General features: G+C 64.4%; 17 protein-coding genes. 6 read left to right on the top strand and 11 right to left on the bottom strand.

Annotated elements, in window-relative coordinates; all coding sequences use genetic code 11:
• Nucleotides 1-9: 9 nt before the first annotated feature.
• The 10 genes from RTQ46_RS02765 to RTQ46_RS02720 form a co-directional block, all read right to left on the bottom strand.
• A complete protein-coding gene (locus RTQ46_RS02765; RefSeq protein WP_312434437.1) occupies nt 10-909 on the bottom strand; it encodes an amidohydrolase family protein in 900 nt (299 codons plus the stop codon).
• Nucleotides 906-1,511, bottom strand: coding sequence for a carboxymuconolactone decarboxylase family protein (locus tag RTQ46_RS02760; protein ID WP_312434436.1), 606 nt, complete (start codon nt 1,509-1,511; stop codon nt 906-908). Before RTQ46_RS02760 ends, RTQ46_RS02765 begins: the two co-directional genes overlap by 4 nt.
• 31 nt (nt 1,512-1,542) lie before the next feature.
• Nucleotides 1,543-2,763 carry a CaiB/BaiF CoA-transferase family protein gene (locus RTQ46_RS02755; RefSeq protein ID WP_312434434.1) on the bottom strand — a complete coding sequence of 407 codons (1,221 nt, stop codon included), beginning with the start codon at nt 2,761-2,763 and terminating at the stop codon, nt 1,543-1,545.
• A gap of 55 nt (nt 2,764-2,818) precedes the next feature.
• Entirely contained in the window at nt 2,819-3,439 is a 621-nt protein-coding gene (locus RTQ46_RS02750; RefSeq protein ID WP_312434433.1) for a glutathione S-transferase N-terminal domain-containing protein, read from the bottom strand.
• Between the two features lie 40 nt (nt 3,440-3,479).
• The gene (locus RTQ46_RS02745) at nt 3,480-4,244 is read right to left on the bottom strand and encodes a GntR family transcriptional regulator (RefSeq protein WP_312434432.1); all 765 of its coding nucleotides are present in this window, start codon (nt 4,242-4,244) and stop codon (nt 3,480-3,482) included.
• A 92-nt stretch (nt 4,245-4,336) separates the two neighbouring features.
• Nucleotides 4,337-5,125 carry an enoyl-CoA hydratase-related protein gene (locus tag RTQ46_RS02740; protein WP_312434431.1) on the bottom strand — a complete coding sequence of 263 codons (789 nt, stop codon included), beginning with the start codon at nt 5,123-5,125 and terminating at the stop codon, nt 4,337-4,339.
• Entirely contained in the window at nt 5,122-6,648 is a 1,527-nt protein-coding gene (locus RTQ46_RS02735) for a 3-hydroxyacyl-CoA dehydrogenase (RefSeq protein WP_312434430.1), read from the bottom strand. The genes RTQ46_RS02740 and RTQ46_RS02735 overlap by 4 nt, the downstream gene beginning before the upstream one ends.
• A 25-nt stretch (nt 6,649-6,673) precedes the next feature.
• Complete coding sequence (locus tag RTQ46_RS02730; protein WP_312434429.1) at nt 6,674-8,032, bottom strand: MFS transporter; 1,359 nt, start codon at nt 8,030-8,032, stop codon at nt 6,674-6,676.
• Nucleotides 8,033-8,183: 151 nt separating this feature from the next.
• The gene (locus tag RTQ46_RS02725; protein WP_409518291.1) at nt 8,184-8,789 is read right to left on the bottom strand and encodes a gamma-glutamylcyclotransferase; all 606 of its coding nucleotides are present in this window, start codon (nt 8,787-8,789) and stop codon (nt 8,184-8,186) included.
• A gap of 29 nt (nt 8,790-8,818) precedes the next feature.
• Nucleotides 8,819-9,751: a LysR substrate-binding domain-containing protein gene (locus RTQ46_RS02720; RefSeq protein WP_312434428.1), complete on the bottom strand. Its 933-nt coding sequence runs from the start codon at nt 9,749-9,751 to the stop codon at nt 8,819-8,821.
• Nucleotides 9,752-9,847: 96 nt separating this feature from the next.
• Between RTQ46_RS02720 and RTQ46_RS02715 the strand changes: the two genes are divergently transcribed.
• From RTQ46_RS02715 to maiA, 3 genes are read left to right on the top strand one after another with little or no spacing between them, the layout of a single operon-like run.
• Nucleotides 9,848-10,381 (top strand): VOC family protein, encoded by a 534-nt coding sequence (locus RTQ46_RS02715; RefSeq protein WP_312434427.1) that lies wholly within the window; start codon nt 9,848-9,850, stop codon nt 10,379-10,381.
• Nucleotides 10,382-10,426: 45 nt separating this feature from the next.
• Nucleotides 10,427-11,461, top strand: coding sequence for a fumarylacetoacetate hydrolase family protein (locus RTQ46_RS02710; protein ID WP_312434425.1), 1,035 nt, complete (start codon nt 10,427-10,429; stop codon nt 11,459-11,461).
• A 14-nt stretch (nt 11,462-11,475) separates the two neighbouring features.
• Complete coding sequence (gene maiA / locus RTQ46_RS02705; RefSeq protein WP_312434424.1) at nt 11,476-12,123, top strand: maleylacetoacetate isomerase; 648 nt, start codon at nt 11,476-11,478, stop codon at nt 12,121-12,123.
• 3 nt (nt 12,124-12,126) lie between these two features.
• On the opposite strand, the gene RTQ46_RS02700 is transcribed toward maiA, so the two are convergent.
• Nucleotides 12,127-13,800: a GGDEF domain-containing protein gene (locus RTQ46_RS02700; protein WP_312434423.1), complete on the bottom strand. Its 1,674-nt coding sequence runs from the start codon at nt 13,798-13,800 to the stop codon at nt 12,127-12,129.
• A gap of 359 nt (nt 13,801-14,159) precedes the next feature.
• Here RTQ46_RS02700 and RTQ46_RS02695 point away from each other — a divergent pair, with 359 nt between their 5' ends.
• From RTQ46_RS02695 to RTQ46_RS02685, 3 genes are all read left to right on the top strand, one after another.
• Nucleotides 14,160-14,711 (top strand): NADAR family protein, encoded by a 552-nt coding sequence (locus tag RTQ46_RS02695; RefSeq protein ID WP_312434421.1) that lies wholly within the window; start codon nt 14,160-14,162, stop codon nt 14,709-14,711.
• Between the two features lie 223 nt (nt 14,712-14,934).
• Complete coding sequence (iscR, locus tag RTQ46_RS02690) at nt 14,935-15,411, top strand: Fe-S cluster assembly transcriptional regulator IscR (RefSeq protein WP_308925381.1); 477 nt, start codon at nt 14,935-14,937, stop codon at nt 15,409-15,411.
• Nucleotides 15,412-15,452: 41 nt separating this feature from the next.
• Nucleotides 15,453-16,709 (top strand): IscS subfamily cysteine desulfurase, encoded by a 1,257-nt coding sequence (locus RTQ46_RS02685; protein WP_409518290.1) that lies wholly within the window; start codon nt 15,453-15,455, stop codon nt 16,707-16,709.
• The last annotated feature ends 51 nt before the right edge of the window (nt 16,710-16,760 follow it).

The following is a 16,760-nucleotide window of genomic DNA, read 5'->3' as shown; positions in this document are numbered from 1 at the left end:
TTGTACATATCAGTTTCCTTGTTGGGTATCGAAGCCGTACAGCGCGGCCGGATTGTCGACCAGGATGGCCTGGCGGGTGGCCGCATCGGGCACCCAGTCATGGAACAGGTCGAGCAACTGGCCGGCGTCCGGCGACTGCTCGCCCATGCGCACGAACGGCCAGTCCGAACCCCACAGCAATCGCTGCGGATTGGCCGCCACCAGCGCATCGTGGAACGGTTTCAGATCCAGGTAATCGGGCGCCTGTTTCGACACGCGGCACAGCGACAGCTTGATCCAGATCTCGCCAGCTTTGAGCGCCTTCAATACATACTGAAACGCCGGATCATCGACACCGCGCTCGGTCTTCAGGCAGGCCATATGGTCGAGCACCAGCGGCACGCCGGTGGCCAGCAGCGGCGGCAGCAGCTGTTGGTAATCGTCGAGCGGGGCCCACAGCTGCGCGTGCAGGCCGATCGATTTCATCACCGGCGCCATCGCCAGCAACTGGTCGGCGCCGACGCTGCCGACATAAGGCTGGCCTTGCGGATCGCGTACTTCCACGAAGCGCAGGCCGCGAATGCCGCCGTCATGCAGCTGCTGCAACTGTTCCGGCGTGGCGCCGCTGCCGGCCACGCCGATGCCGCGCACGCGGCCATTGCTGGCGGCAATCGCGTCGAGCATGGGCGCGGCGTCATCGCCATACGGCGCCGGCTGCACCAGCACGCCGCGCGCGGCGCCGAGGATATCGAGCATGGCCAAATGCAGGGGAGCGGGCGCCAGCGGCGGCGCGTAGCTCGACGGATGGGCCAGAGGAAAGCGCTGGTACGGCCCGAACACGTGGGCGTGCGTATCGCAGGCGCCGGGCGGCAAGGGCTGGCGCGGCGGATTGGGCCGGCGCGGCGTGACGGTATCGAACAGGGTACTCATGATTGCGCCTTCGGCAGTTCGGTCAGCACGCCTTCGGCATTGCCGGCCACGGGATGCAAGGGCAAGGGCGTGTCGATGTCGGGCAGGGGAATATGGTGGGCGTTGAGCGTCATCGCCACCATCGAGTAGTAGCCGATAATGGCCGTCAGCTCCACGGTGCCCGCTTCGCCAAACATGGCCAGCACTTCCTGGTAGGCCGCTTCGCCGACCACGCCGCGCTGCAGCAGCTGGCGCGCATATTCATATACGGCGCCGTCCCTGACGTCGTCGAAGCGCGGCGGCGCGGCCAGCAGCAGGGCGTCGATCACGGCTTGCGGCAGGCCGGCGTCCTGTGCGGCGGCGGCATGGATATGCCATTCGAGCTGGCTGTTCCAGCGCCGCGCGGCGACCAGGATCGCCAGTTCGCTGGCGCGCGGCGAAATGCTGGTGCCAAAGCGCAGCAGGGCGCCCATTTTCTGCCAGCGGTCGGCCAGCTCCGGGTTGTGCAGCGCGGCGCGCAGCGGCCCGACCAGGCGCGCGCGCGGGCCCTGGATGATGTCCTGGTAGACCCGCAGCTGTTCCGCGTTCATGGTCTCCGGGGTGGGGAAAGAAATACGTGTCATGGTTGCTTGATCCTTGTATTGGCCTGCGACGTCAGATTACGCCGTCGTTTTTCCATTGCGCGATGCGCTGCCCGTCAAACCCGAGCCCGGCCAGCACTTCGTCCGTATGCTCGCCCAGCAGCGGCGCGGCGCGCTCGAACACCAGTTCGGCTTCGGTAAAACGCATCGGGCTGCGGATCTGCGGCACCGTGCCGGCGGTCGGATGCGGCAGGTCGATGCGCATCTTGCGGTGCTTGACCTGTTCGTCTTCCAGCACCTGCGCAATGGTGTTGATCGGGCTGCATGGCACGCCCGCTTCGTCGAGCAGGGCGACCCAGTCTTTCATCGGTTTTTGCAGGAACAGCTCGGCCATCTGCGGCAGCAGAGTGGCCTGGTTGCGCACGCGCGCGCCGTTGCTGGCGTAGCGTTCGTCGCTGACCCACTGCTCGCAGCCGGCCACCTGGCAGAACTTGGCGAACTGCGAGTCGTTGCCGACCACCAGCACGATATGGCCGTCGGCGCAGGCGAACACGTCCTGCGGCTGGATATTCGGGTGCTTGTTGCCGGTGCGCTTGGGCGTCTTGCCCGACACCAGATAGTTCATGCCCTGGTTGGCGATCGAGCCGACCATCACGTCGAGCATGCCGATATCGATATAGTCGCCCAGGCCCGATTCGCTGCGGCGCGCCAGCGCGGCCAGCACCGCCACCGAGGTGTACATGCCGGTCATCAGGTCGACGATGGGCACGCCCACTTTTTGCGGGCCGCCGCCGGGCAGGTCGTCGCGCTCGCCCGTCACGCTCATCAGGCCGCCCATGGCCTGGATCATGAAGTCGTAGGCGGCGTTGTCGGCCTTCGGGCCGTCCTGGCCAAAGCCGGTGACGGAGCAATAGATCAGGCGCGGGTTGATTTCTTTCAGGCTGGCGTAGTCGAGGCCGAACTTGGCCAGCGTGCCCACCTTGTAGTTCTCCAGCAGGATGTCCGATTGCAGCGCCAGCGCGCGCACGATCTGCTGGCCTTCGACGGTATTGAGGTCGACCGTGACCGAGCGCTTGCCGCGGTTGGCGGACAGGTAGTAGCCCGACTCGCGCGTCTCGTTGCCGTCCTGGTCTTTCAGGAACGGCGGACCCCAGCTGCGGGTGTCGTCGCCGACTTTCGGCCGCTCGACCTTGATGACATCGGCGCCGAGATCGGCCAGGACCTGGCCCGACCACGGGCCGGCCAGGATGCGGCTCAGATCGAGCACTTTGATATGGGATAGTGGACCAGCCATGGAAAACTCCTGTATTGGGTAATTGCGGCGGACATACTCGCCCGGCCGTGAAGAATCAGGTTTGCGCGTCGTCTGGCGCGGTGGCGATCACGGACGGGCGCTGTTCGAATTGCGCGTGCCAGGCCGCCAGCAGCGGGCGCGTGGCGCGCCAGCCCAGGTCCGGGAAGCGGTAGTCGATATACGACAGCATGCAGCCGACGCTGACGTGGCCGATATCGAAACCGTCCTGCGCCAGCACTTGCGCTTCCTGCTCCAGGCGGTCGAGCGAGCCGTTGATCTTCAGCGAGAAGGCAGCCAGCCACTCGGGCAGCTGCTGCGCTGCGGTCTTCATGCGTTCCTGGCGCCACAGCAGCAGCACCGCCAGCATGCCGTCGGCCAGCGCCTGGCGGCGCAGGGCCAGCCAGCGCTCAGGCCCTGCTGGCGGGAAGAATGGCGCGCCGTCGTGCAGGCTGTCCAGGTATTCGCAAATGACGGGGGAGTCGTACAGGGGCTGGCCGTCGTCCAGCACCAGCGTGGGGATCTGGCTCAGAGGATTGTCGGCCAGGATGGCGGGATTCGGCGTGGCCATGGCCGCTACCGAGCGTACGTGACCGACGCGCGCTTCGAGGCCGGTTTCCTTGAGCAGGACGGTGACCTTGCGGACAAACGGGGACCGTGGGGACCAGTGAAGTTTCATGCCATTCCTTTTCAGTGTAGAAAAGCGATGGCCTCGACCATCACTTCAGTTTAATGTCGAGGCGAACCACGTCGCCCCGGTAAATTCCCTGTCCGACAAACACCAGGCAGCCGTCGCGGTCGACCGCCGAGCGGGCCACGTGCGCCACCGGCGCGTTCAGCGGCAGCTGCAGCAGGGCCGCCAGGTCCGGATCGGCCGAGCCCAGGGTCAGCGTCTGGTGCGCCTCGGCGATTTCAAGACCCGGCAGCTCGCGCAGGATGCGCATCGAGGTCTTGGTCTCGAACGACTCCGGCGCGATGCGCTCGCACAGGCGCTCGTCGATATACACGTCGCCCAGGTAATACGGCTTGCCGTTGCGCCAGTGGCGCCGCCGCCAGTGCTGGTAGAACGGCGCCATGCTGCCGACCATCGGATCGGGCGGGGCGGGCGACAGCCGCTCGCGCTGCGTCAGAATCTCGATCGTCACGCCATCGGGCGCGATCAGCTGGCCCGACCAGTCCGACGCCACTTCGCACCAGAACTGTTCCTGCGGCTTGCCGATCACGAACGTGCCCTTGGCGCGGTAGCGGGCGATCAGCTTTTCCGCTTCCAGCAGATCGAGCGCCTGGCGCACAGTGGCGCGCGCCACCTGGCACTCGGCCGCCAGTTCGTCGACGGTCGGAATCTGCCCGCCCACCTGCCACTGTCCCGACTCCACGCGGCGCCGGAACAGGCTGGCCAGCTGCACGTAGCGCGACGCTGCGCTGCGGCTGAAATCGATGGCGCCGGCTGCGTTGGCTGGACCTGGAACTGGGGCTGGTTTCATCAAACTCTCTCTGAGGGGATATCACAATGTTGTTATTATGACTCAATCAGTTGATGAACCAGCTTTTCGAACTATCGGACCGTTTTTTCCTCTCAGGCCCCCTGGAACTGCGGCGCGCGTTTTTCCAGGAAAGCGCGCATGCCTTCCTGCTGGTCCTGCGTGTCGAACAGCAGCTGGAAGGCCTTGCGCTCGAGCAGCAGCGCACTTTCCAAAGGCGCGTCCTGGCCCTGCTGCACCACTTCGCGGATCGCGCGCACGGCCAGCGGCGGCATGGCGGCGATCGTCGCCGCCAGCGCCAGCGCGCGGTTCAGCGCCTCGCCGTCCGGGCACAGTTCCGACACCATCCCGCAGGCAAACGCCTGCGTGGCGGTGACCGCTTCGCCGGTCAGCATCATGCGCAGCGCCTGGTATTTGCCGATGGTGCGCAGCAATCGCTGCGTGCCGCCGGCGCCCGGCATGATGCCGACGCGGATTTCCGGCTGGCCGAAACGCGCGCCCTCGGCGGCCACGATCAGGTCGCAGGCCAGCGCCAGTTCGCAGCCACCGCCCAGGGCATAGCCCTCGACGGCCGCGATCAGCGGTTTTGTGCTGTGGCGCAGGGTCGTAAATACCTGGTCGGTCGCGTTCAAGGTATGGCTGGTGGGCGTCATGTCCAGCATTTCATCGATATCGGTGCCGGCCACAAAATAGCTGCCGGCGCCCGTCAGCACGATGACCTTGACGCCATCGTCCGCGCCCAGCTGCAGCACGAAATCGGTCAGCAGGCGCTTGACTTCCAGGTTCAGCGCATTGCGCCGCGCCGGCCGATCGATGGTGATGACGGCCACGCCGGGCGCGGCGATCGAAAAGCTGACGGGTGGCTTGGTGCGTGCATCAGTCATTGCGCCTGCTCCCGGTAAAACGGCTGGCCGGTCAGTGCGCGGCGCGCCAGCAAGGGCGAACTGCGGTAGCGCTCTTCGCCATAGGTGGCCGCCAGGTTGGCCAGCACGCGCTGCACCAGGGGCGTGCCGATGCTGTCGGCCCAGGCCAGCGGTCCGCGCGGATAATTGACGCCATTGACCATCGCCAGGTCCGTGTCCTGCACGCTGGCGATGCCTTGCTGGACCACCTCGGCCGCTTCGTTGGCCAGCATGGCGACCGTGCGCATCACCACCATGCCGGGCGCGTCGTCGATCACGATCACCTGCTTGCCCAGTGCCTGGAAAAATCCCGTGACCGTTGCCAGCGCGCCGGCTGGCGCCTGGTCGGCGCAAGCGAGGGCGATGGCGGTGGCTTTTGCATAATCGAGCGCCAGGTCGAACAGCACCGATACCTCGGCGTTCGCAGCATGACGCGCGGTGGCGCTGCGGCCATCGCTCAAGGCGACACCCACGCCGGCAATGCGCAGCACGCCCTTGCCGGCGGCATAGCTGACATCGATGCCGGCAGCCTGCGCCAGCGCGGCCAGCGGCGCCGCTACGCCAAGGTCGCCTTCGACCACGATGGCGGCAGGCGCCGCCTCAAGGGCGGCAAACGGCGCCACAGGATTGGCTGCATCGGCGCCATATTGATAGAAGCCGCTGCCGGTTTTCTTGCCCAGCCAGCCTGCATCGACCAGGTCCTTCTGCTGCAGCGACGGCGTATAGCGCGCGTCGCCGTACAGCGCGTCGTAGACCGAGCGCGTGACGGCGTAGTTGACGTCGTGGCCGATCAGGTCCATCAGCTCGAAGGCGCCCATGCGAAAGCCGCCGCTGCCGCGCAGGATGGCGTCGATCGAGGCCACGCCGGCCGCGCGTTCCGTCAGCAGGCGCAGCGCTTCGCCGTAGAACGGACGGGCCACGCGGTTGACGATAAAGCCCGGCGTCGAGGCGCAGCGCACCGGCACCTTGTTCCAAGCCAGCGCGGTGGCGAACAGGGTGTCGGCCACCGCTTGCGCGGTGACCTTGCCGCTGACGATTTCCACCAGCGGCAGTACCGGGGCCGGGTTGAAGAAATGCAGGCCGGCCACCTGCTGCGGGCGCTGCAGGCGGGCCGCGATCGCGGTCACCGACAGCGACGAGGTGTTGCTGGCGATGATGGCGTTCGGCGCCAGCAGCGCTTCGACTTCGGCCAATACCCTGGCCTTGATGTCGATGTTCTCGACGATGGCTTCGATCACCAGCGCCGCCTTCGACAGGTCGGCCAGGTGCGCGCCGCGCTGCAGGCGGCCCAGGCGGTCGAGGCGGGTGGCCTCGTCGATCTTGCCCCTGGCCTGCAGGCGCTGGTAGGCGTCGGCGACCGAGGCGATGCCACGGTCGAGCGCGGCCGGCGCCGCGTCGTGCAGCACCACATGGTGGCCTGCGTTCAGCGCCACCTGGACGATGCCGCTGCCCATGGCGCCGGCGCCGATCACGCCGATCAGATCAGTTGCTTGTAATGCGCTCATATCTTTTTCGCTTGATGGTAATGAATTATTTCGCAGTGGCCGGCTTGACCAGCGCTTCGGGTTTCACGCCGATCAGCAGGGTCACGGCGCCGAACAGCATCAGGGCGGCAAAGTAGTACTGGCCCATCGCCAGGCTGCCCGTGGTCGACGACAGCCAGCCCACCAGCATCGGGCTGAACACGCTGCCCAGGCCCGCAAAGGTGCTCAGCAACGCGATGCCGCCGGCCGCTGCCTTGCCGCTCAGGAACGACGATGGCAGGGTCCAGAACGGTCCGGTCAAACCCAGCGTGCCGGCCGTGGCCAGGGTCAGCATCAGCAGCGACAGCGGTACGTTGCTTTGTACCGATGGCAGGCTGGCCCAGCCGATGGCGGCGCAGAACGCGGGGATGGCCACGTGCCAGCGGCGCTCGCCGGTGCGGTCCGAATGGCGCGCATTCATGTACTGCACGATCAGCGCGATCAGGAACGGAATCACGGACAGGATACCGATGGTCATCACGTTGTCGATGCCCGACTTGCGGATAATGGTCGGCAGCCAGAAGAACACGCCGCCGGTGCTGACCAGTACCGCAATGCCCATGCCGGACAGCCAGTACAGTTTCGGGTCGCGGATCGCGTCCATGTAGGAATGCTCGCCGCCGTTCTTGCTGGCGCTGACGCTTTTCGCCAGGTCTTCGGTGATGATGTTTTTCTGCGACGCCGTCAGCCATTTGGCGGAAGCGGGACCGTCCTGCAGGTAGAAGTACGCCACCAGGCCCAGGGCGCAGGCAGGCAGGCCTTCGACGATGAACATCCACTGCCAGCCCTTCATGCCGGCCACGCCTTCGAATGTGTGCATCAGCCAGCCCGACAGCGGACCGCCCAGCATGCCGGCCAGCGGAATCGAGGCGGTAAACAGCGCATTGAAACGCGCGCGGCGGTTCAACGGCACCCAATAGGTGAGATACAGCAGCATGCCGGGGAACATGCCCGCTTCGGCGGCGCCCAGCAGGAAGCGCATCACATAGAAGTGGGTCGAGGTCTGCATGAAGGCCATGCCGGCCGAGAACACGCCCCACAGCACCATGATGCGCAGCAGCGTCTGGCGCACGCCGTTCTTGTGCAGCACCATATTGCTGGGCACTTCAAACAGGATATAGCCGACATAGAAAATGCCGGCGCCGATGCCGTAGATGGCGTCGTTGAAACCGAGGTCGGTCACGAAATGCAGTTTGGCGAAACCGATATTGGCGCGGTCGATAAAGGCCACGATATAGCACAACATCAGGAAGGGCATGATGCGCCACAGGACCTTGCGGTAGACCGCGTTGGCCTCCAGGTCGCGCGCGCTGGTGTTCGATACCGGCTGCGCGTGCGCGCTCCGGACTGTATCGGCTGTACTCATAACTATCTCCAGGGGCTGGTTTTTATTTTTATCATGATGGGGCGGCCATGAACAGCAAGATCGGTGGCACGCCGGCAAAAACGCTAAAAGTATTATAGGTCAGTTTTATGACCTTTATGCGAAAAATTTTTGCCGTGGTGGTTTTTTGCACTTAGCCGTTTTTGGCCAGCTCGGATAGATGCTGCTCGATGGCAAACACGTGCGCGTCCACCTTGCCCAGTTCGCGCAGCGCACTGGCCAGGTGCAGCAGGTAGTCGCTGTTCGGGCCGCTGGGGCCGCTGGAGCGGGCGATCTGGCGCGCGATGTCGAACTCCGAGGCGGCGCCGAGAAAGGCCGCGTTTTCCTCGTTGGCGATATAGACCAGGCCGTCGGTGCTGCTGCCGTCGTCAAACGTGATGGCGGTGGCCAGCCGCAGGTAGCCGTTCTTTTCGCGATGGTCGAGGTGGGCAAACACTTCTGGCGTGATCAGGTAGGCCATGCCGTCGCAGACGGCGCCCGCCTGCGGCACGATGGTGGCCACGCGGCCGGGTGCCAGCGGCGTGCCGCGATGATCGTGCGAGCCTTGCCAGAAGCGCCGCGTCCAGCCGGCGATGCTGGCCGGGCGCCGCTCGATGTAGGGAAAGTCCGCCTTGTAGATCAGCGAGCCGTATCCGAACAGCCACACCTCGCTGTGGCCGTCGAAGCGGCTCATGCGCTGGTTGATGGCGAGGGTGGCGGCGTCGATATCGGACAGTGCGGTGATGGCAGGCTGGCTCATGGCGGCAGTAGCGATGGAGTGATCCGCGATTATACGGGCGCCGCCCCCATGCTGCTGCCGATGTTCCATTCGTGCGTGTCGACGAACTTGAACAGGAAAGCGATAAAGCTTTCGGCGGCCGGCGACAGCGAACGCCCGGTCTTGGTGTAGACGAAAAAGCGCCGTGTCAGTTCCGGCTCGTGCAGGGTACGCATCTGCAGCCGGTACAGCTTGACCATCGGTTCCGCATACGGCAGGCACACCGTGATGCCCAAGTTGGCGCTGACCATGGCCAGCGCGGTGGTCATGAAGGTCACCTCGTTATAGGGTTTGAGCGACTGCTCGCGGAACGCGCCATGCATGTCGCGCAGCAGCCGTTCCGTAAACTGCCCCTGCAGCGCAATGAACGGGTAGTCGCCCACGTCGGCCCAGGTCACCTTGTCTTTCTGCTGCAGCGGATGCTGCTCGGGGAACACCAGCACGAACGGCATCTCGAACAGCACCTGCGCCGAGATCTCGGCCGTCGGGTCGCGCTCGGGGCCGATGCCGAAATCGACTTCGCCGCTGAACACGCGCGCCGACACATTCTCGACCGGGCAGTCGACCAGGCGCAGCTGCACCTCCGGGTGCGCCTGGCGGTAGGCGGCGATCACTTCCGGCAGCAGGGTGCACGACATCATCTGCGGCGCGGCGATGCGCACCATGCCAGTTTTCAGGGCCTTGCGCTGGGCGATGCCGGCCATCGCGCCATCGAGATCCTCGATCATCTTTTCAAACAGCGGATACAGTTCGCGGCCAATCTCGGACAGCTGCGTCTTGCGCGTGCTGCGCTCGACCACGCGCACGCCGAGCACGCTCTCGAGTTCCTTGATCAGGCCGCTCAGGGCCGATTGCGTGACATGCAGGTATTCGGCCGCCAGCGTGAAACTGCCGGTCCTGGCAAGGGCAACAAGGGCGCGCATCTGGCGCAGGCTGGGACTCATAAGGTAATCCGATAAATCAAGAGGTAAATATCGTTTGCATGATAGCGTCAAGACGATTCTAATGGTGAAAAATACTTACTGACGGAGACACGCACCATGACCATCAAGCAGATCCACCACGTTGCCTACCGCTGCCTCGACGCCAAGCAGACCGTCGACTGGTATGTCAAGCATCTGAACATGAACTTCGTGCTGGCGATCGCCGAGAACGAAGTGCCGTCGACCAAGGCGCCGGACCCGTACATGCACGTATTCCTCGACGCGGGGCAGGGCAATGTGCTGGCCTTCTTCGAGCTGCCGACCCAGCCTGCGATGGACCGCGACCGCAATACCCCGGCCTGGGTGCAGCACCTGGCGCTGGAAGTGGCCAGCATGGACGAACTGCTGGCCGCCAAGGAGCGCCTGGTGGCGGCCGGCATCAGCGTGATCGGCCCCGTCAACCATGCGATCTTCCAGTCGATCTACTTCTTTGATCCGAACGGCCACCGCCTGGAACTGGCGGTCAATACCGGCACGCCGGAGATGATGGCCAAGCTGGACGCCGTCAAATGGGAGATGCTGGAAGAATGGTCGCAAACGCGCCGCGCGCCAAAACACGCCGCCTGGATGCACGCGCCCGCCGAAGCCTGATCCGTCAGATATCCTTACCGAATACCACGCCATACAAGGAATACCATGAAACTCGCCACCCTCAAGAACGGCAGCCGCGATGGCGCGCTGGTCCTCGTCAGCCGCGATTTGCGCCAGTATCAGCCTGTCCCCGCGATTGCCGCCACCTTGCAGGCCGCGCTCGACGACTGGGATGCCATCGCGCCGCAGCTCGAAGCCGCCTATGCCGTCCTGAACGCGGGCCAGTCGCCCGATGCGCAGCCGTTCGATCAGGCTCTGTGCCACTCGCCGCTGCCGCGCGCCTACCAGTGGGCGGACGGCTCGGCCTATATCAACCACGTGGAGCTGGTACGCAAGGCGCGCAATGCCGAAGTGCCCGCGTCGTTCTATACCGATCCGCTGATGTACCAGGGCGGCTCGGACAGCTTTGTCGGCCCGCGCGATCCCATCTTTGCACTGTCGGAAGAATGGGGCATCGACCTGGAAGCGGAAGTGGCGGTGATCACGGGCGATGTGGCGATGGGCGTCAGCGTGGCCGATGCAGCGCAGGCTATCCGCCTGGTCATGCTGGTCAACGACGTCTCGCTGCGCAACCTGATACCGGGCGAACTGGCCAAGGGTTTCGGCTTCTTCCAGTCGAAAGCGGCCAGCGCGTTTTCTCCGGTCGCCGTCACGCCGGACGAACTGGGTTCCGACTGGGCGGACAGCAAGCTGCAGCTGCCGCTGCTGGTGGAACTGAATGGCCAGCCGTTCGGCAAACCGAATGCGGGCGACGACATGACCTTCAATTTTGCGCAGCTCGTTGCCCATGCGGCCAAGACGCGCGAACTGGCGGCCGGCACCATCGTCGGCTCCGGCACGGTATCGAACAAGCAGGGCAATCTGTTCGGTTCGAGCATCGAGAACGGCGGCGTCGGCTACTGCTGCCTGGCCGAAGTGCGCATGTATGAAACCATCGAGCACGGCGCGCCCAAAACGGGCTTCCTGAAATTCGGCGACACCGTGAAAATCGAGATGCGCGACAGCGCGGGCACCAGCATTTTCGGCAGTATCGAGCAGGGCGTCGCGCCGTATGCCGGTAACACGCGCGGCTGCAACTGAAAGGAACCGCTGCCATGAAGCTGTACACCTACTTTCGCAGCTCGGCCGCCTACCGCGTACGCATCGCCCTGAACCTCAAGGCAGTGGAGTACCAGGCGGTGCCCGTGCACCTGCTGCGCGGCGGGGGCGAGCAATTGGCCGACGCCTATCGCCAGGTCAATCCGTCGGCGCTGGTGCCCACGCTGGAAGACGATAACGGCGTGGTGATCGGCCAGTCGCTGGCGATCCTCGAATACCTGGAAGAGACGCGTCCCAAGCTGCCGCTGCTGCCCGGCGACGCGGCCGGCCGCGCCCACGTGCGCGCGCTGGCCTTGACCCTGGTGGCCGACACCCACCCGCTGGGCAACCTGCGCGTGCTCAAATATATCAAAGGGGAACTGGGACAGAGCGAACAAGCCAAGCTGGCCTGGCAGCAGCACTGGCTGCGCGAAGGGCTGGTCACGTTCGACGCGATGCTGGCCCGCGCCGGCAGCACGGGCCCATACTGCCATGGCGATACGCCGACCCTGGCCGATTGCTGCCTGGTGCCGCACCTGTTCAGTGCGCGGCGCTTCGAGGTCGACCTGGCACCGTTTCCGAAGCTGGTGCGCATCGATGCCGCGTGCGCGCAGTTGCCTGCGTTCCAGCTCGCGCATCCGTCGCGCCAGCCGGACGCCGAGTAGGGCTTAACCTGCTTCGACCCGGTTCCTGCCGCCGTGCTTGGCGCGGTACAGGGCCTGGTCGGCACGGATCAGCAGGTCGGTCAGGCTGTCCGGTCCCAGCCGGGCGGCGCCACCGCTGGCGGCATCGTTCGAAGTGGCGCCGATGCTGACCGTCAGGCGTATCGGCTGGCCGCCGCCGCTGTCGACCTGCATGCCCTCGATGGCCACGCGCAGCCGTTCGGCCGCCTCCAGCGCCACCGCCAACGGCGTTTCCGGCATCAGCAGCACGAATTCCTCGCCGCCGAAGCGCGCCGCCGTATCCATGCCGCGCGTCATGCCGCGCAGTACCTGCGCCACGGCGACGATGGCGCGGTCGCCCGCGTCATGGCCATGGTGGTCGTTGATGCGCTTGAAGTGATCGATATCGATCATCAGCAGCGACAGGGTGTGGCCAAAGCGCTGGCCACGCTCGATTTCCTCGGCGATGCGCAAGGTCATCTTGCGGCGGTTGCCCAGTTCCGTCAGCGGATCGGTGGTGGCTTGCTGCTCCAGCCGGGAGTTGGCCACCAGCAGTTCCAGCGTGCGCCGCAGGACCCGTTCTTCCAGCTTGTTGCGCTCCTCGTTGAGGATGGCCAGGGTGGCGCGCCGGCCGCGCAGCGCGATCACCAGCGCCGCGATCAGCGCCGCCTGCAGCGCCAGCAGCGTCAAGCCGGCAATGATCTGCGTGTGGTACAGCGTCCACAGTCCCTGCGGCTGGTTCAGGATGCGCGCGCCGGCCGGCAGGTTGCGCAGGCCGAAGCGCTCTATCGCGCCATCGTCGAATATCGTCGCCTGCATGCCGGCCGGATCGGGCGCGCGGCCCTGCAGAATGCGCGCGATGGTGCGCCCGACCTTTTCCGCGCTGATCACATGGCCGCCGACCACGCCGGGCAGGATCAATGATTCCACGCTGGTGAAAATCGGCACCGCACTGCGCGCCGCCAGGTCGCGCGCGATGTCGGGCGGCGTTACCCGTGCGCCCTGGGCGTCGCGGTAGACGGGCAGCAGATAGATGGCGCTGCCGGCACCCAGCGCCTCGGTATGGCGGCGCAACTCTTCCAGGCTCAGCTTGTCCCAGTAATCAAACGTGATCCGCCCTTGGTAGCGCACGGCAGCCGCGCGGATGGCGGCGATCCAGTCGCGCCCGCGCGCGCTGCCGTCGCCGACCACTGCGATATGGCGCAGCGCCGGCGTGACCTGCGCGATGACGGCCAGCGCACGCGGAAAATCGTGGACCACGTCGAGGTTGGCGCCATCGGCCGGCGCCCAGCCCTTCTTGCCCTGGTTGACATAAAAGCGCGGCACGCCGGGAAACAGGTTCGGATGATCGCTGAGGAAGCGCGCCGCCAGGTAGTTTTCGGTGATGATGGCGTCCAGCCGCACGCTCGCATATTTGGTGCGCAGATAGGTTTCCAGCCCGGCCACCGCCTGGCGCTCGCCCACGCGCACCGAATCGAGCCGCTCTTCGAAGATGCCGGGCGTGCTGTTCCAGTTCTGGTTGGCCAGTTCGGCGTTCAGTCCCCGGCGTATCAGCGTCTGCCACAGCGATGAGGCATCGCTGCCCAGCGAATACAGCACCAGCACCTGGCGCGGCGACTGGCGCGCCAGGTGCTGGTGCGTTGCCACCTCCAGGCCTTGTGCCGCATTCCCTTGCTTCAAGCCCAGCCATAGCAGCAGCGCCAGTAGGCAGAGGCGCGCGGTGCGGGGTGGCAGGTGAAAATTTACGCAGAGCATGAGTGTGGAAGCCGGGAAGGACGCGATGCCACGGGCGGCTGGAATAATCCGGGGAAAACCGATGAGGGGCTGGAAGCGGAGTCTAGCATTTTTACATTCCTCGCGGGCATTATATCTACATTTTTTGGCAATAATATTGCCGCATTTTCAACCCTGGAAAAGCCGATAACTTTAGCCATTCTGCAAGTATTGTGCCTGTATTCAGTTACAATTTCGCTTTTATCTTGTTTGGCCAACGCAATTGTTGCGCGCGTGACGATAGCGTGCGCGAAAGTCCGAGGAATATGCAAATCAGTAACGTTGAAGAATTGATGGCCTGGATCGCCGCTGGCGGCATCCCCGACTATCTGCACTTCTGGGGCCACACCCCGGCCCAGGCGCAGATTGCCGACAAGAGTTGCCTGAGCCAGTGGTTTCCGTCGCCGTTCAGCCTGGCCGGCGTGCGCTATGCCACGGCCGAGCATTACATGATGGCGCAAAAGGCCGCCCTGTTCGGCGACATGGCCGTACAGGCGCGCATCGTGGCGGCCGAGCGCCCATCGGAAGTGAAAAAGCTGGGCCGCGAAGTGGCCAATTTCGATGCGAAGACGTGGGAGGCGGCGCGCGCCGGCATCGTCTTCGACGGCAACCTCGCCAAGTTTTCGCAAAAGCCCGCGCTGCGCAAGTTCTTGCTGGCTACCGGCGAGCGCATTATTGTTGAAGCCAGTCCGGTCGACCGTATCTGGGGGGTGGGCCTGGCGTCGGACAATCCGCGCATCCAGGATCCGGCGCGCTGGGATGGTTTGAACCTGCTGGGATTCGAGCTGATGCGCGTGCGCGCGGCGCTGCGCGGCTAGACCAAATGTTGTTTTCCTGCCGCCGCGATCGCTGTCGTGGCCGGCACGGCCTCGTCCCGGCCTCCGGAAATGGAGGCTCTCTGACAAACCTTCGCAGATTTGATATACTTGACTAAATCATTCAACTACTCAGGGTTTGAGCAGTTGAAGGTAGTTGAAAAACCGGTAGTTGAAAAGCCGCAATATTTTAACCCAGTTGTTGAACAGTTTGAACCGAGGATGTATGCGTCTGACTACAAAAGGCCGTTTTGCCGTGACCGCGATGATCGATCTTGCCCTGCGCCAGGGCAAGGGACCGGTCACGCTGTCGGGCATCAGCCAGCGCCAGTCGATTTCCCTGTCCTATCTGGAACAGCTGTTCGGCAAGCTGCGCCGCCATGAGATCGTCGAGTCGATCCGTGGCCCCGGTGGCGGCTACAGCCTGGCGCGCCGCGCCGACAAGGTGACGGTGGCCGACATCATCATCGCCGTCGACGAGCCGCTGGACGCTACCCAGTGCGGCGGCAAGGAACACTGCCACGGCGCGGACGCCGCCACCGGCGCGCGCTGCATGACGCACGAGCTGTGGTCCACGCTGAACGAAAAAATGGTCGATTATCTGGATTCTGTGTCGCTGCAGGACCTGGTCGACCAGCAGAGACAAAAGAACGCCGAGCAAAGCGTGATGGTGATGCACCGTAACCATGCCACCCTCGGATAAGAATACCAAAATACTAGTTGCTGATCGCATTGGAGTTATTGATGAACGCCCCAGAAAAAAACGCAGGCCAGGTGCACTTTGAAACGGCACCGCATTTCCCGATCTACATGGATTATTCGGCCACCACGCCGATCGATCCGCGCGTCGCCGACAAAATGATTCCCTACCTGCGCGAGCAGTTCGGCAATCCGGCCTCGCGCAGCCACATGTATGGCTGGACCGCGGAAAAAGCCGTGGAAGAAGCACGCGGCCACGTGGCGGCGCTGGTCAATGCCGACCCACGCGAAATCATCTGGACCTCGGGCGCCACGGAAAGCAACAACCTGGCCATCAAGGGCGCAGCGCAGTTCTACAAGACCAAGGGCAAGCACATCATCACCGTCAAGACCGAACACAAATCGGTGCTCGACACGGTGCGCGAACTGGAACGCATCGGCTTCGAAGCGACCTACCTGGAGCCGCAGGACAACGGCCTGATCACCGTCGAGCAGCTCGCTGCCGCCGTGCGTCCGGACACCATCCTGGTCTCCGTCATGCTGGTCAATAACGAAATCGGCGTGATCCAGCCGATCGACGAGATTGGCGTGTTCTGCCGCTCGAAAGGCATCATCTTCCACTGCGACGCCGCACAAGCGACGGGCAAGGTGGTGATCGACCTGCAGAAGACCAAGGTCGACCTGATGACCTTCACGGCCCATAAAACCTACGGCCCGAAAGGGGTGGGCGCCCTGTACGTCTGCCGCAAGCCGCGCGTGCGCCTCGAAGCGCAGATGCACGGTGGTGGCCATGAGCGCGGCCTGCGTTCGGGCACCTTGCCGACCCACCAGATCGTCGGCATGGGCGAATCGTTCCGCATCGCCAAGGAAGAAATGGATGTCGAGATCGGCCGCATCAAGGCCTTGCGCGACCGCCTGGCCAAGGGCCTGCAGGAAATCGAAGAAGTCTATATCAACGGCGACATGGACCACCGCGTGCCGCACAACCTGAACGTCAGCTTCAACTACGTCGAAGGCGAGTCGCTGATCATGGCGATCAAGGATATCGCCGTGTCGTCCGGTTCTGCCTGCACCTCGGCCAGCCTGGAGCCATCGTACGTGCTGCGCGCCCTGGGCCGCAGCGACGAACTGGCGCACAGTTCGATCCGTTTCACCATCGGCCGCTTCTCGACCGAAGCCGACATCGACTTCGCCGTCAACCTGCTGAAATCGAAAGTCCACAAGCTGCGCGAGCTGTCGCCGCTGTGGGACATGTTCAAGGACGGAATCGACATTAATTCCATTCAATGGGCCGCACATTAATCACCGCAGCATCGCGGCCCTGACCGGGGCCGGCAAGAATATTTAAGGAGC

The organism is Janthinobacterium sp. (genome assembly GCF_031995485.1).
Lineage (GTDB): Bacteria > Pseudomonadota > Gammaproteobacteria > Burkholderiales > Burkholderiaceae_D > Janthinobacterium.
This window is presented reverse-complemented; position numbering and strand designations above follow the sequence as displayed.

Excerpts from the sequence above, each read along its gene's own strand:
- RTQ46_RS02765 (WP_312434437.1), bottom strand. The coding sequence starts at position 909 with ATGAGTACCCTGTTCGATACCGTCACGCCGCGCCGGCCCAATCCGCCG.
- RTQ46_RS02760 (WP_312434436.1), bottom strand. The coding sequence starts at position 1,511 with ATGACACGTATTTCTTTCCCCACCCCGGAGACCATGAACGCGGAACAG.
- RTQ46_RS02755 (WP_312434434.1), bottom strand. The coding sequence starts at position 2,763 with ATGGCTGGTCCACTATCCCATATCAAAGTGCTCGATCTGAGCCGCATC.
- RTQ46_RS02750 (WP_312434433.1), bottom strand. The coding sequence starts at position 3,439 with ATGAAACTTCACTGGTCCCCACGGTCCCCGTTTGTCCGCAAGGTCACC.
- RTQ46_RS02745 (WP_312434432.1), bottom strand. The coding sequence starts at position 4,244 with ATGAAACCAGCCCCAGTTCCAGGTCCAGCCAACGCAGCCGGCGCCATC.
- RTQ46_RS02740 (WP_312434431.1), bottom strand. The coding sequence starts at position 5,125 with ATGACTGATGCACGCACCAAGCCACCCGTCAGCTTTTCGATCGCCGCG.
- RTQ46_RS02735 (WP_312434430.1), bottom strand. The coding sequence starts at position 6,648 with ATGAGCGCATTACAAGCAACTGATCTGATCGGCGTGATCGGCGCCGGC.
- RTQ46_RS02730 (WP_312434429.1), bottom strand. The coding sequence starts at position 8,032 with ATGAGTACAGCCGATACAGTCCGGAGCGCGCACGCGCAGCCGGTATCG.
- RTQ46_RS02725 (WP_409518291.1), bottom strand. The coding sequence starts at position 8,789 with ATGAGCCAGCCTGCCATCACCGCACTGTCCGATATCGACGCCGCCACC.
- RTQ46_RS02720 (WP_312434428.1), bottom strand. The coding sequence starts at position 9,751 with ATGAGTCCCAGCCTGCGCCAGATGCGCGCCCTTGTTGCCCTTGCCAGG.
- RTQ46_RS02715 (WP_312434427.1), top strand. The coding sequence starts at position 9,848 with ATGACCATCAAGCAGATCCACCACGTTGCCTACCGCTGCCTCGACGCC.
- RTQ46_RS02710 (WP_312434425.1), top strand. The coding sequence starts at position 10,427 with ATGAAACTCGCCACCCTCAAGAACGGCAGCCGCGATGGCGCGCTGGTC.
- maiA (WP_312434424.1), top strand. The coding sequence starts at position 11,476 with ATGAAGCTGTACACCTACTTTCGCAGCTCGGCCGCCTACCGCGTACGC.
- RTQ46_RS02695 (WP_312434421.1), top strand. The coding sequence starts at position 14,160 with ATGCAAATCAGTAACGTTGAAGAATTGATGGCCTGGATCGCCGCTGGC.
- iscR (WP_308925381.1), top strand. The coding sequence starts at position 14,935 with ATGCGTCTGACTACAAAAGGCCGTTTTGCCGTGACCGCGATGATCGAT.
- RTQ46_RS02685 (WP_409518290.1), top strand. The coding sequence starts at position 15,453 with ATGAACGCCCCAGAAAAAAACGCAGGCCAGGTGCACTTTGAAACGGCA.